Below are 16,845 nucleotides of genomic sequence, written 5' to 3' on the forward strand. Positions count from 1 at the left end.
TATCAATCAACCGACATCTATGGGATGAGGCGCTCTTAATAGAATAAATCCAATAGATTATACAAAAACTAATTATTAAATAACAAAGATGAAAATCTCAAGTAAAACTGGAAGAATAGTAGCTATTGGTTTGATCTTATGGAGTCAGGCTTATACGCTTCAAGGACAAACTTTAGCTAAACAACAAGAATTTGTTGAAATGGCGGATCCTACCGTGGACACTTTATCTGATTGGTCCGATGTAGGCAAAGGGATGAATGTTTCTTTTGTATCTATTGATAAACGCTTTGCCCGATCCGTAGTCCCCCATGTTCCTATAGAAAACCAGGTAACACTTAAAGGCTGGAAAGGCGAGCGTGTATCTGCACAATTGTTGTTATGGACTACAGAAGATATAAACGGTGTACAGGTAAGGGTTGAAAGTTTTAGTGATGCCAGTCGTAGAGAGAATAGAAGTGGTATGGCTAAAGCTAGCTTTGTGAGATATGTCATGACGGATGAATTTGGACCGGGATGTGGGCACCGTAAACCGCAGGATTTTGCTGCATCCTTATCTCCGGACATGTTAGATAATCTAGATCGTTACGATGTAAAGGGACGTGAAGTGCGGCCTGTATGGTTGACTATAGATATACCTAGGGATATGAAGAAAGGAGATTATAGCAGTTCTGTGGAGATTTACGCAGGAAATAAGAGGTTGAAGACTATGTTGTTGAAACTGGAAGTTATAGATGAGATTCTCCCTGAGGTCAATCAGTGGACATTTCATTTGGATCAATGGCAACATCCCGCTGCCGTGGCCCGGTTGTCCAATGTGGGCATGTGGTCGGATGAACATTTCGCAGCTTTGAGGCCTGTAATGAAACCCTTGGCCGACGCAGGGCAGAAGGTTATTACCGCTACACTTAATAAAGATCCGTGGAATGTGCAGACTTTTGACCCATATGCAGATATGATTATTTGGGAGAAGAAAGAAGATGGCTCCTGGCACTACGACTATCAAGTGTTTGATAGATGGGTTCAGTTTATGATGGATTTAGGAGTGCAAAAAATGATAAATTGTTATTCGATTATTCCGTGGAATAATATGATTCATTATAAAGATAAAGCTACAGGAAAATTTATAGATGTGGAAGCGAAACCAGGGACGTCGGTTTTTGAAGAAATGTGGAGTCCTTTTTTGAAAGATTTCTCGGCTCATTTAAGGAAAAAGGGGTGGTTGGAGATCACCAACATAGCTATAGATGAACGCGAAGCAGAACAGATGGCAGCTGCTTTTGCCCTACTGAAAAAGATAGCGCCAGAATTAGGTGTCTCTTATGCTGATAATCAAAAAACCTATAAGAAATTCCCAGACAGCAAGGATATCAGTATTGCGGTAGGTCATCCGTATTCTAAAGCAGACATGGCAGAACGGAGGTCCAGGGGGTTGAATAGTACCTTTTATATTTGCTGTAGTGATGCTTTTCCGAATCAATTTACCTTTTCCGACCCGGCTGAATCCACCTATTTAGCTTGGTATGCGCTTGCCGCTGGATTCGATGGCGTGCTACGTTGGGCCTATAACTCTTGGGTAGAGAATCCTTTACAGGATTCTAGATTTAGAACTTGGCCTGCTGGTGATACTTATATAGTATATCCACAAGGAAGGAGCTCTATACGTTTTGAAAGAATGTTGGAAGGAATACAGGATTATGAAAAGGTACAGGTATTAAGAAAGAAGTGGACTCAGGGTAACGAATTACATAAATTAGAAGAGCTGAATGAAGCTATCCGTAAATTGGATAATGCGAAACGTACAGAAACCTGGAATTTAGATCTCAATCGAGCCAAAGCATTGTTGAACTGATTGGATGCGAATTCAACGCTATGTTGGAAATAAAATATCTATGAGCTTCCCATCCGGATGAATTGGGGCAAGATAATGACCGTGAAAAATAAGTTATGTACGTAGGAGTAATATTTATTTTTTAAAGTTAGATTTAATATTAACTTTGCATTCGTATATATTGTTTAACAATATATACGAATGCATCTATGATATGTCTTTGGGGATAATAAGAAAGGAATCAATCCTTAACCAGTAAACAGATTTTTGAACTTGATGTAGACTTTTAGCGCATTGCTTTTATTTTATGTGAAAGCTGGTGTTGGCTGGGTTCGGTTTTTTAGGGCATTTTATCGGCTACTAGTAGTAGGTGGCTGGTGTACACTTTTGTGTTATGCTTCGGCTAATGGAAGCTTAATATAAAAATGATATAAGATGTTTTAATATGAAAATCGATATGGCATTGTCTCCTTTTTTTAAGAAATTAACTCTTTTTGAGTTGCTCGTATCTATATTGACGATACTACAATTATATCACTTTTGTATACTGTTCTCCAACCATGCTTTGCCTATGCCTTTGCTGTATGGTCCTTTATTTTGGGGCATGTACCAGTGTCTGTCTCATAAGAGCAGATCGATTATATATAGAGATCTCTTGGTCGGGAATTTCCCCTTTTTATTTTTCTTGGTTTGGTATAGTATATTGGGAGGTACTTTTGACTGGGTATATTTTCAATGGTATTTGCCTGTTATGATCCTTGTACAGGTTGGTTATCCGTTGCTTATATTATATCGATTGAAAGGAGCTGGCAATAATAGGGATGGGGTTGTTCTTTTGAAGCAGTTGATGGCTTTGGGGATGGGGATCTCACTTTTTGTAGGAGCAGTTTTTATACATCACTATCTTCAGATTGATGTACTTGTAGGAATTAATCCTATCCAAGCTATTGCAGTCGCTATGGTATTTAGCTTATTCATGCTTATTCATTATATGTATGGGTTATATCGATCTTTAGAAGTTAAACCTGTAGAAATCATAGTAGAAGATATGGATGATGATATGGATACTAATCTCCTGGAGCGTTGCGGTAGAGGTTTGAAGGACGCCATGGAAAATGATCGTCTGTTTCTAGACTCGAAGTTATCTTTGGATAAATTGTCTACCCATGTCGGAATTTCGAAAACCGTTATTTCTCATTATTTGAATAGCAAACTTGGATTGAATTATTACGAATGGTTAGCGAGATATCGTATTAATCACGCTAAAATAATATTAGCTGGGTTTGGTAGTGATTATAAAATTGAAGCGGTAGCGTATTCTTCGGGCTTTTCCTCCAAGACGACTTTTAATAGATATTTTAAAGAAATAGTAGGGGTACTTCCTTCTATTTATAGGGAGCAAGTTACGTTTTCATAAAAATGGTTATTATTTGTCTCTATACAACTATTTTCGTAGTCGCACTACAAGCGTTGTTAGTCTATAGAAGTATAAAAGAGCGTAACTATATTGACCATATTCTTGCTGCCTTTTTATTACAGATGACTGTGGATATAAGCTTAATGTTTTTGTTTACGGAAGTTTTTTCTGGTATGGAATATGTGAGTACGGCAGCTCCTTTTGGATTAACATTTGGGCCATTCCTTTTCTGGATATATCGCATATTGGAAGATCGAAGAGTAGTAGCTAAGCAGATTTTTTTACATTTTATTCCGTTTCTTATCGGGGCTGTTGCCTACATCACTTTTTTATGCTCCCCCGTTCTTCGGACGGATTATGCAGTTGCTTATTATATATCCTTATATAGCGCCATGTGTCTCTCTTGGGCGAGCTATCCGATATTTGTACTGATTAGCAGCCAAAAGAATGCAAAATTGAATCTTGGTGTTTTTAAATATGCCATGATAGTTCTCCTTGTATTGACCTCTTTTATGTTGCCCTATGTTTGGACGACTTACAATGAAGGTGTGAAGGAAGAACCTCTAATGACGGGTATTATTGTTATTGGCGCAATGCTTTCGGGTGTGAGTCTGATTTATTGGTATATGCTGGGAAGATATCGCGGGGGAGTGTCTGTTTTATCTGTTGGAACGCTCAGTATGTCTAAAGAGGAGCAAAGAGAAATCGATTTATTGGAGGAAGTGATCGTAAAGCAACCTAATAATGTTGTCTTGGCGCATAAGGACAAGATTGATAATTATTTGAGACAGGAAAAGTATTTTGATGTAGATTTTAAACTGGAACAGATGGCGCAGGAGCTTAATATAGCCAAAAGCGTGATATCTCAATATTTTACGCAGGTATATTCCGATGGATTTGTAAAGACGATAAACGCTTGGCGGATTGAAAAAGCTTGTGAAATGCTGGCTTCAGATGAACTGAGTATAGGGATGGAGGATCTTGCTTTTTCCTGTGGCTTTAATTCCAGAGCTTCATTTTATCGTAATTTTAACCTTGAAAAAGGCTGTTCTCCCACGGTATACCGGGAAAGAGTATTTTCCGGAATCTCTTAATGTTTTTTATTCTACTCGCTTTTCATTTGTGTCCACACAGAATTATTCAAATCTCAAGGTTTTTTCTTTCGCAATTTTCAAAATGAGATAGGCTGTACTCCTTTTGCTTATCGAGCACATATGTCATAGTATAATAGGCATTGTTATTTCTTAATCTTATTCACAAAACTAATTATAAAGCATATAAGGTGTTTATGCGGTAAATACTTCTGTTTTTTTTGTAAGTTGTTGATTTGTTTGCTTTTAGTTATTGTCTCATTTTATCATTTGTTGTCCAAATAAAAAAAATGAGACAATAAAATTGTTTTAATACTATACATTTGCGCCCAATTCGCTACATCGATTCTATACACAGGATTAATGTAGTTTGTAAACAAACTAAACAGGATATTGTTTTTCAGTATCTAATTAATCAGATATTATTAATATCTCCTATACACGTATTATAAATTATATAACTATATGAAGTTGATGACTCTCTTTTCGAAGGATGCAGAAACAACAGGACGAAGTCGCTTGAGCGGAATAAGCCCTTTTGTTATATGCATGTTAACTCTTTTTGTAAGTATTGGGCAGTTGTCTGCACAAAAGACGGATCTGCCTATTGCAGATTTGAGTGTTTGTGACGCTTATCAAACGGTCAGACTGCAAGTCTTGAGCGGTGATGTGAAGCAAACTGATGGACAACTTAGAATTGCTTTACCGATCGGTTTTCAGTTGGCTATTCCTTCTGATCATTCGATGACTGTACAGGGTAAGTTTACCTCTATGGCAACAGGAACGCCAGTTGTCGAAGCCGCGCTTACTGGGCTAATGCCCACAGGTCCCCCTGAAGCTAGATTGGTAACGGTTACACTGCCAGACTTGGAAGAAACTACCACGGGGCAGAGTCCTAACTTTCTTGAAATTGAATTCAAGGTGCAGGCCTTATGTGAAGCAATCAATACATCTGGCGATGTAGCGAGCATCGCTTACACCCTGACCAATAATACGGGAACATTTACAACCGAAAGTGAAGCATTGAATGTAACATTTGGTGTTTTACACGTTTCAGTAGCTCCTGTTGGCTTGTCAGGGATTCGAGGCAAAGGGATTACAAGAACGATTACGATTACCAATAACGGTAATGGCCCTGTTACAACATTTAAACTGGAACGTACCTTAGGTGCTGGATTGAGTGTCGTATCTACCGAAGCTGATGTGACAGGTTCCCCTTGGACCGAAGAATCTGAAGGGGTATATGTTTATACGGGAACTCCACTCGCAAATGGAGAGAAGGTTACCTTCGAAGAGACGGTACGTATTGAAGAGTGTGAGGGATTGACGACCAATTACAAAGCGTATTATGGTTGTGAGGGTGAATGTGAAGTGGGGACGGGGCTAGGTCAGTCGGATATCATACTGGATACATCCATAAAACCTATACTACAAATTATAGACACCAATCCAACGGAAAAACTAACCTGTCTGGGTGGTGCTGAATTCGTAAAAATCTACGAAATTAAAAATACAGGTACTGGGACTGCACAAAATATAAAATTTGTAATCGGTACCGAAAATCAAAATGCAGCAGGATATGGGGCGACTTATTTTGAAGGATTCGGATTGTCCGAAACGCAAAATGGTACGTTCGCACCTGTACAACCAACTATCCTTGAGAGCTGGTCTCCCGATAGAGGCGCTGTTTATAGTACAACAGGTAAAACTACCCGCGTGGAGCTGACTATTGAAGAGCCACTGGCTTCTGGCAAGTCTGTCTATATACGTGTAGTTCAAAAAAATCATGCACCAATAGCACAGGGGGATTGTACCGAGCTAGAATCTAGTGTTCGATTTGGTAACACCTATTTCGAAGGAACTTATAAGCATGATAAAGCTTGTTCGGATACGGACATCATTACTTTTAATAAAGTAAACCTTAGCCCCTCTAATACTTTTTCATTTGATGGTATTAATATGGGCGGTCAAGAAGTTTTTGGTGGAATAGCTTACCAAGCAGATTTTGTGTTGAGCGATCTGAGTGTTTCCCATCATGGTTTACAACCTGGTGCACATTTAGATTTAATTGTTGAGCTTTCTCCAAACCTTACCGTTTCCCCTGACGGAGTGCGTTTGTTTAATGAAAAAGGTAAGGTTGTTGGTACCGCTTTTCCGTCAGTAGGAAATACATATGTGTTTAGTTTTACTTCAGCGAATGGAACAGCTATAAATCTTAGTTCGTATCGGTTATTATTTGATGCAAATATAGATTGTGATAATTCAACAGACACCTATTATCGTATCAAACCGGTATTATATCCAAAACCCGACTGTAATATAGCTTTAAAATGCTATGAGCAGAAATTAACTAATAAATGCAATTCAGGAGATTGTGCGAATGGCGGATTTATTAACGGCCCGGTTAGTTTAAAAAGGGTGAATTACGGTCAGAAGGAACAAGATCCTGACGCGCCAAATAATACGGGTACTCCGGTTCTACCTTTGACTACTGTCAATCCGGATGACTTCCCATTATTAAGGAAAACAGCATTTACGACTAATGATAAGCTAGAAATCTCGCAGACCAATACGGTAAGACTTACCGGGACTTCTCCATCGACTGCATGGACTACCGGTAAGATGGTGGTGAAATTGACGGAAGGAGAGAATTTAGATTTTACTCCGGTAGCTAATTCTGGTAAGGTCGTTATAATCAGAGGCAATACAAAGATGACCATCACTGGCCTGCCTGTAACGAAGGATACTGGATTAGGTGTTGGTCTATTTGAATTTAATACCGAAGATCTTAGCGGAGCAAATGTCTCTGGAGATTTAGTTGGATTTTCAGGTTTTATAAATAATGATATTGTTACACTTTCTTTCCAGACAGAGGCTAAACAGAGCGGCAATAATGGACTCCGTGAATTTTCAGTAGAGTCTGCGTTTACAGCGGGAGGTATCGAATATGGTTGCGGTGGTGCATCGCATGCTTCAGGTTATTATGCAAAAGGTACTTTAGCATACAAAGGAGGTGGTACAGGTAATATATCCTCATGTGATAATAATTCACCTGTTGCGGTTACGCTAGACTACACGTTGCTTAACAATCATCGCAATGCGTTATTCCCATTTGAATTTAGACAGTTTGTTTCTCCAAAAGTGGCTGTGTTTAATGTATCAGCAGGATTGGAGATGACTGGAGTTAAGTTGGTCCTGATAAACCAGTCTGACGATCCTCAGGAAAAAATAATTTCATTGTCCACTCCAGTTGTAGGAGGTTCCGTTAACTTTGATTTAAATGAGGGATTAAAAGAGTTACATGGTGGAGCATATACACAAGGCTATTTAAATGAAGGTTTTGTACTGGAGATTTATCCAATTGTTAAAACCCTATGTGAAGCAGGAACGCAAGAGACGGTTGGTGTACAAGTTCTTCTAAATGGTACGGTTCAGTATGATTCACAGAATTATTACGATGAAGATATTACAACAAGTGATCAAACACTCTATTACAATACAGGTGCAGATGCGCTTCGTGTTTCGGCACCTGCAGCACCACAGACGGTAACCGATAAGATTCAATGGATTGTTCAGGTACAAAACCGATCTTCATTCCGTAATCTAAAAAATGTATGGCTATCGAAAACAGCTGGCCCAATCGGTATCAGTTCAATTCAGAAGGTAGCTAGTGCTTCGGATTGGAACGCGGTTGGTCAACCATTGGCAGAAAGTAATGGTTTTTATGAATTAGGTGATCTTAATCATGGTGCTTCATCCTACTATTTAGTTACAGCACCTATACCAACTACGACTTGTGAGTCTAGCTCATTAACGTTGGTATACGGAGAGTCATGCCAAGGGTATCCAACTAGCTTGGGTGACGCTTGTTCTAGAGGATCAGCAAAGTTAGACTTAGTCTATACGCCGCGTTATGCTAATGTACAATCTCGTGTGGTTGATCAGATATCTTCTATCGAGAGACCTGAGATATGTAAAGAATTCCCATATACAATTGAATTAAATAATGCGGGCGATGGGGCTGCAAAAGAGATAAAAGTTAAGGTTCCATTTGTTAATGGTGATCCACTTACTTATAAAGTAGGATCTTTTGCTGTTACCGTGGCTTTCCAAGGTTCAACTGTACCAGCTTACACAATAATTGATGATGCGCAGGTTGATGCAACTCTGACTGCACAAGGTATTATATTTACGATACCAGCATCAGCTTTGCCAGCGACGGATGGTACTTTGCCAGCGGGGTATAAGATGAATGTACAGTTTGCATTGCATGCAAACGGTTGTGAATTCCGTAGTGGACAACGTATAGCATTTAATATAGATGCACTAAATATTTGTGGTTCTGTGGCCAAGCACAGTAACAGTACCTCCAACCGGATTACAGTAAAGGGTGCTGAGAGAATAGATGCTGAACTTAATGTGAATCAGTCAGATGCTGCTATTGTAGCAACTACTGCCCCTGGGAATGTTATCCGTGCAAAATATAGCTTCGAGTTTTCGAATATTGACGAAGGTGTAGTTCTAGTTGGTACAGATGGACAAGATCTAGTTAACGGCCTTTATCCACATAAATTTTCTATAAAGCTACCTGCTAACTGGGCGTTTGAAAAGAATTTGACCGATTTGTTTCCAGCGAATGTTGCTACGTTTGTATCAACAGATCTGGAAAAAGGTCATGTCTTTGTTTTGAAATCTAACGTACCCAAGAACGGTAAGATTTCTTTACTAGAGGAAACGATTAAATTTACAGGCAATATTGCAGATTTTAACTGCGATGATGCCCTAGAAATCAAAGAATCTGTCTTTGGTAAATTTGAACCAGACGCCTGTACTGAAGGAACAGGTGGTGTTATTTGCGCAATTGATCAGGTATTATTAGAGAATGTTACGCCTATGGATTTAGCAGCTCCGACTGTGGCTGCAGAGAATCAAGTTTTCTGTGTTACAGATATGGCGACACTAAAAGACTTAGTCGTAACAGGTGACAATTTACGTTTCTATGATCAAGCCGAGGGTGGTACACAATTAGATGAAAATACACTATTAGGACCTGTTGCAGGAGCTAATCCTTCGGCAAATAATCTGTATACCTATTACGTATCAGCATCAGTTTTAGCTAACGCTTGCGAAAGTCCGAGAATACCGGTGACAGTTTATATTCCTGTTGCTAATGCAGGTGCAGATCAAGCAGTCATTAATAAGAAAGAGTTTACATTGAATGGTAATGTTTATCAGACACCAGCAAAGGGGCATTGGACTATCATTACAATAAGTGGGGCTCAAATTTCAGAGGTAATACTGTCCGATGCGGATGTACGTAATCCAAAAGTGACTATGCCTATCGGGGCTGAGGTTCTTTTGAGGTGGACATTAACGGATGGTTCATGCTCGACTTCAGACGAGGTATTGCTTCGTTCATTAATCAATCCAATTGTAGCTGATGATAACAGCTATACAGTAACGAACAGTAAAACAGGAACTGGTTCTACACCGTTAGAATCTGTTCTTAAAAATGATAAATTAGGAAATGCTGAGGCAACGACAGGAAATATTACCTTAACTCCAGGTACACCTAGCCACGATGGCCTTACGATGAATCCGGATGGTTCTATTACGGTTGCACCGGGTACGCCAGCTGGTATTTATACTTATCCGTATCGCATCTGTGAAAAAGCAAATCCGACAAATTGCGATGATGCTATCGCTAAGATCACAATAGTGCCTCCTGTTATCGACGCAATAGACGATGATTATACAGGCACAGCTATCAATGGAATGACAGGGGGTAAGACACCTACGGTGTTGGAAAACGATCTATTGGATGGTGCACCGGTTATTCCATCAGAGATAAAGCTTACACCAGGCACTCCAAGTCATTCTGGTCTTACGATGAATCCAGATGGTACAATAACGGTTGCTCCGGGTACACCTGAGGGAACTTATACCTATACCTACAAAATCTGTGAGGTATTAAATCCGAACAACTGCGATAATGCTACGGCCGCAGTTAAGGTAACAGCTGCACCTATTGATGCAATCAACGATACATTTGGCCCTGTAACCAGTACAAGTGGCAGTCCAAATGTGGGCAACGCATTGACTAACGACAAGCTTAACGGCTTACCAGCAACACTGGATAAAGTTGAGGTTAAAATTGTCACTCCGGCTACTCCGGTAAATGGCGCACCAGTACCGGTTCTTGATCGGAATACAGGTGTTGTTTCGGTACCTAAAGGTACACCTGCAAAAGATTATACCATTGTATACGAAATCTGTGAGGTATTGAACCCAGCGAATTGTGATGAAGCACATATAACCGTAACGGTTATCGCTCCACCTCTTCATGCTAATAATGATACGTATGGTCCTGTACGTGGCGACCAGGGTAATAGCAACTTGGGTAATGTTCTATTAAATGACGTTATTGATGGTCGTCTGGTTATTAAGGAGGACATAATATTAACTGTTACAAAAGGAGCGAATCCTATCAATCCGGGAGCGAAAGTACCGGTGATAGATGCCAATGGTCAGGTTTCAGTTCCGGCAGGTACGCCTGATGGAACATATACGATCGAGTATAGTATCTGTGATAAGATTAACCCTACTACCAACTGTAGTCCTGCGACAGTAACCGTTACTGTTGGGGAAGCAACTATTGATGCGATTGATGATATCTATGCACCGGTCAACGGTAAGGTAGGGGGTAAAACTTCTTCCGTACTGGGCAATGACCTGATCAATGGTACAGTCGTAACATTAGGTACAGACATCACCCTTACACCAGGCACAAGTCCTCATGGCGGGCTTACAATGAATGCAGACGGTACCATTACGGTAGCACCTGGTACGCCTGCTAGCACCTATCAGTATCCTTATACGATCTGCAGTGTGCTTAATCCGACCGACTGTGATCAAGCGATTGCTACAGTAATCGTTACAGCAGCACCGATTGATGCTGTTGATGATAACTATTCGCATGAACCTGTTAATGGTAAAGTAGGAACAACTACGCCTTTATCATCGGTATTAGGTAATGATTTACTTAATAATGTAGCGGTAGATCTTTTAGAGATTACATTTACACCAGGTACAAGTCCGTTACCAGGTAAGATTACGATGGATGCTAATAATGGTACGATAGAAGTGGCTGCGGGTACACCTGCCGGCACCTATATTTATACGTACCGTATCTGTGAGGTATTGAATCCAACAAACTGCGATAATGCTATTGCAACAATTGTAGTTTCGGCTTCTCCTATCCAAGCGAAAGAAGATAACTACGGACCTATTAATGGTAAGAAGGGTACAACGAACCCATTACCATCGGTTTTAGAAAACGATCTATTGAATGGTGTTAAGGTGGTGCCAAGTGAAGTGAAGCTGACCCCAGGTACGCGTCCACATCCAGGTATTATCTTGGCAGCAGATGGTACCATTACAGTAGCGCCGGGTACACCAGCGGGTAACTATGTCTATCCATACACCATCTGTGAGGTATTGAACCCGACCAACTGTTCTCAAACAGTAGCAAATATTAATGTTGTAGCTGCTACAATAGACGCTATTGACAATGATTACACTGGGACACCAATCAATGGAATGAGCGGTGGTAAGACTACGAGCGTATTGGACAATGATAAATTGAATGATATTACTGTAGTACCATCAGAGGTAATTCTTATACCAGGTACTTCTGGCCATTCTGGTCTTACGATGAATTCGGATGGTACGATTACCGTAGCTCCGGGTACACCTGAGGGAACTTACACTTATACCTACAAAATCTGTGAGTTATTAAACCCCACAAACTGTGATAACGCTACTGCTACTGTTAAGGTAATCGTAGCACCTATCGATGCTGTTAATGATACATTTGGACCGGTTACCAGCACAAGCGGTAGTCCGAATGTGGGTAACGCATTGACAAATGACAAGCTTAACGGCTTACCAGCCACACTGGATAAAGTTGAGGTTAAAATTGTTAATCCGGCTACTCCAGTAAACGGTGCACCGGTTCCGGTTCTTGATCCGAATACATGTATCGTTTCCGTACCTAAGGGTACACCTGCAGGAGATTATACCATCAAATACAAAATCTGTGAGGTATTAAATCTTAACAATTGTGATGAAGCAGATATAACAGTATCTGTTATCGCCCCACCTCTTCAAGCTAATAATGATACCTATGGTCCTGTAAGTGGTAAACTGGGCAACAGTAACTTGGGTAATGTTCTATTAAATGACATTATTGATGGTCGTACCGTTATATTGAACGATATCGTATTAAAAGTTACGAAACCAGCTACCCCTGTCAATCCAGGAGCAAATGTACCAGTTATTGATGTAAATGGACAGGTTTCAGTGCCAGCCGGTACGCCTGATGGACCATATACGATCGAATATAGTATCTGTGATAAGATAAACCCATCTAACTGTAAAACAGCTACCGTTACTGTTACTGTTGGGGAAGCAACTATTGATGCGATTGATGATATCTATGCACCAATCAACGGTAAGGTAGGCGGTAAAACTACTTCCGTACTAGGTAATGACCTAATCAATGGTACAGTTGTCGAACTTGGTAAAGATGTAACGTTAACGCCAGGAGCTAGTCCACTATCTGGTAAACTTACAATGAATACAGATGGTACTATTACGGTATCCGCAGGTACTCCTGCTGGTACGTATCAGTATCCTTATACGATCTGCAGTGTGCTTAATCCGACCGACTGTGATCAAGCGATTGCTACTGTAATCGTTACAGCAGCACCGATTGATGCTGTTGATGATAATTATTCACATGAACCTGTTAATGGTAAAGTAGGAACAACTACACCATTATCATCGGTATTAAGTAATGATTTACTCAACCATGTAGGGGTAGTATCTTCAGATATTACGCTTACACCAGGTACAAGTCCGTTACCAGGTAAGATTACAATGAATTCTATCAATGGTACGATAGAAGTGGCTGCGGGTACACCTGCCGGTACCTATATTTATACGTACCGTATCTGTGAAGTGTTGAACCCTACAAACTGCGATAATGCTATAGCAACAATTGTAGTTTCAGCTTCTCCTATCCAAGCGAAAGAAGACAATTACGGCCCTATTAATGGTAAGATAGGTACAACGAACCCATTACCATCGGTCCTAGATAATGATCTATTGAATGGTGTAAAAGTGGTGCCAGCCGATGTGAAGTTGACGCCAGGTACACGTCCACATCCAGGTATTGTAATGGCCTCTAATGGTACCATTACAGTAGCGCCTGGTACACCAGCGGGTAACTATGTTTATCCATACACCATCTGTGAGGTATTGAATCCGACCAATTGTGCTCAAACCGTAGCAAATATTAATGTTGTTGCTGCTCCAATTGAGGCTATAGATGATGCGTTTTTGGGGCAATCCTTAAATGGAATGACCGGTGGAAAGACCACTAGCGTATTGGGTAATGACAGACTTAATAACGGTGTTGTTGTCCCATCACAAGTGATGCTTACACCAGGTGTGTCCAGCCATACTGGTATTACCATGAACGCGGACGGTACGATTACGGTTGCACCAGGTACGCCTGCAGGTACTTACACACATGCTTACCGTATATGTGAAGTACTAAATCCGACAAATTGTGATGATGCTGTTGCTACCGTACGTGTATTAGAAGCTGTTATAAAAGCAAATAATGATGATTTCAAGGCTTCAAATGGTGCTTCAGGCAACCAGAATGTAGGTAACGCATTGACAAACGATAAGCTGAATGGGTTGCCAGCTACTTTGGATAAAGTAACGATAGCTGTTGTAACTCCAGCTACGGCAATAGGTAATGCTCCTGTTCCTGTTTTAGATCCGCATACCGGTATCGTTTCGGTGCCAGAAGGGACGCCTGCAGGAGAGTATAAAATAGTTTACCGCATCTGTGAAATCCTGAATTCTACAAACTGTAGCCTGGCTACAATCACGGTGACAGTAGACAAAGCTACTATTATTGCACGTCCAGAAACTTACGGACCTATTGCTACGGTAGATGGACATCCAAACTTGGGTAATGTACTACACAATGATGAGCTAAATCGTGAGCAAGCCTCATTAGATAAAGTGTCATTGAATGTAACAGCGACAGCTAAAGGTGCTAAACCAGGTAATCCTAATTTGATTGTGCCTGTGTTAGACCCAGCTACAGGTATAGTAAGTGTTCCGGTAGGAACGCCTGCAGACATGTATACGATCAAGTACACGATTTGTGAAGTGTTGAACCCTTCCAATTGTTCGGATACGGAAGTAACCGTAATTGTTACGCCTTCGCAGATCAATGCGGTGAATGATGTATATGAATCTGTATTAGGTTTACATGCTAATACCGTAGGTAACGCACTTGACAATGATAGTTTTAATAATAAAGGTGGATTGAGTGCCTTTAAGGATGGAAAAATCAAGTTTACAAATGTAACTCCAGCTGCTCCTCAACCAGGTGCTCCAGCAGCGTATGCAGCCAATGTGCCTGTATTGAATACAGCGACAGGAGTAGTTACAACACCAGCGATGACGCCTGCTGGAAAATATGTAATAGGTTATGAAATCTGTGAAGTAGCTGATCCTACAAACTGTGATCAGGCTTCAATTACAGTCCTAGTTACTGCAGCCGAAATTGTAGCTAAGGAGGATTTTGCAGTCAATATTTCAAGCGTTAGTGGGAAATCAAATGCGGTGAATGTAATTGATAATGACAAGTTGAACAATGTTTATACGAATGTTGATCAGGTAAGTATTCTTGTCAAAACCGCTGCAGAGTCATTGCCAAATGCGGTAAACACGAACGTTCCAGTGTTGAATACAGCTACAGGACAAATAAGTGTTCCTGCAAAAACGCCGGCAGGAGAGTACAAGATTTTCTACGAAATCTGTGAGTTGCTTAATCCGACGAACTGTGATCGTGCTACAGCCTATATCCAAGTGGCATTGCCGAAGATTGATGCTGTAAATGACACATTCGAACCGGTAAATAGCACGGTAGGGAATACAACATTGGGTAACGTACTTATCAATGACCGTTACGATGAGAGCGTAACAGCTGTTACTTTGAATGAGGTATCATTGAAAGTGGTGCAACCGGCGCGATCAGTGCCTAATGCGACTAATAGCTTAGTGCCATTTATTGAGGCTAATGGTAACATTAATGTACCAGCTACCACCCCAGAAGGAACTTATCAGATACAGTATGAAATCTGCGATCTGATTAATCCTACAAACTGTGATAAAGCGATAGCGACGATAAAAGTATTTGCATCTTTAGTTGAGGCTATCGATGATCATTTCGGACCTACTATTGGAATGGATGGATCTAACTCTGTTGGAAATATTTTAACAAACGACCGCTTCAATAGTCAGACTGCAGGTAGTGCTACTACAGATAATGTACGTATAGAAGTCATGGTACCAGCGGTATCAAATCACAACGCTGTAAATACGAATGTTCCGGTTCTTGATCCGAATACAGGTAATGTAAGTGTTCCTAAAGGTACACCTGCGGGTTCATATCAGATTGTATATCGTATCTGCGACTTGATTAATTTAACGCATTGTGATCAGGCGGTTGTTAACATTGATGTTCGTGTTGCTCCTATAGATGCAGTAGACGATCAATTTACCCCAATTAATGGATATGATGGAGGCAAAACAGCAAGTGTTCTATATAGTAATGACAAATTGAACAACAAGTCGATCACGGCAACTAACCAGTCTGATATCATTTTCACACCTGATGTCGATGGACCATATCCTGGAAAGCTGACGATGAATGCTGATGGTACAGTTACTGTGGCACCACAGACCAAAGCAGGTGTATATAGATGGTGGTATACAATCTGTGAAGCGTTAAATCCAGAAAACTGTGATCGCGCAGTAGCAACCATCACTGTTTTAGCAGCACCTATTGATGCGGTTGAAGATCAGTTTACTATGCAGATCGATCGTTCAGGAGCTGTTACTCCTAGTGTCTTGGACAATGATTTGTTAAATGGATTGCCAGTGATTAATACAGAGATCAAGTTGACCCCAGGAGTGCCTAGCCATCCGGGACTTAGTATGAATCCTGATGGATCCATCAATGTACAACCTGGTATGAAAGTAGGTACCTATACGTACCCATACACAATCTGTGAGTTGTTGAATCCAACAAATTGTGATCAAGCTATTGCAACGATTGTTATAACTGCTGAAGATTTATTTATCCCGAATGCTATAACACCAAACGGCGATGGTAAAAACGACTATTTTGAAATCATAGGTTGGGAAGCTTACGAGCGCGTCGAACTAGTTGTATTTAACCGTTGGGGCAATGAAGTGTTCCGTAATGATTCTTATGACAACCGCTGGAACGGATCAGGCCTATCTGACGGTACATACTATTATATCGTTAAGTTCTTTAATGGAAATAATGAAGTACAGCGTCAAGGATGGGTGTTAATTAACGGCGGTCGTTAATAAGTAGATATATCGTTAAGAAC

At 40.5% G+C, this 16,845-nt stretch carries 4 protein-coding genes; all 4 read left to right on the forward strand.

Annotated features, from left to right (window positions below; translation table 11 throughout):
* Positions 1-88 precede the first annotated feature (88 nt).
* The 4 genes from JKG61_RS05000 to JKG61_RS05015 all read left to right on the forward strand — a co-directional run bounded on the left by JKG61_RS05000 (position 89) and on the right by JKG61_RS05015 (position 16,822).
* Positions 89-1,849 (forward strand): DUF4091 domain-containing protein, encoded by a 1,761-nt coding sequence (locus JKG61_RS05000; RefSeq protein WP_202101877.1) that lies wholly within the window; start codon positions 89-91, stop codon positions 1,847-1,849.
* A 424-nt stretch (positions 1,850-2,273) separates the two neighbouring features.
* Positions 2,274-3,245 (forward strand): helix-turn-helix domain-containing protein, encoded by a 972-nt coding sequence (locus tag JKG61_RS05005; protein ID WP_202101878.1) that lies wholly within the window; start codon positions 2,274-2,276, stop codon positions 3,243-3,245.
* A 2-nt stretch (positions 3,246-3,247) separates the two neighbouring features.
* On the forward strand, positions 3,248-4,339 hold the full coding sequence (locus tag JKG61_RS05010; RefSeq protein ID WP_202101879.1) for a helix-turn-helix domain-containing protein: 1,092 nt from the start codon (positions 3,248-3,250) through the stop codon (positions 4,337-4,339).
* 462 nt (positions 4,340-4,801) lie between these two features.
* On the forward strand, positions 4,802-16,822 hold the full coding sequence (locus tag JKG61_RS05015; protein ID WP_202102008.1) for a gliding motility-associated C-terminal domain-containing protein: 12,021 nt from the start codon (positions 4,802-4,804) through the stop codon (positions 16,820-16,822).
* Positions 16,823-16,845 lie beyond the last annotated feature (23 nt).

It is taken from the genome of Sphingobacterium faecale, assembly GCF_016746095.1.
Taxonomy (GTDB): Bacteria; Bacteroidota; Bacteroidia; order Sphingobacteriales; family Sphingobacteriaceae; genus Sphingobacterium; species Sphingobacterium faecale.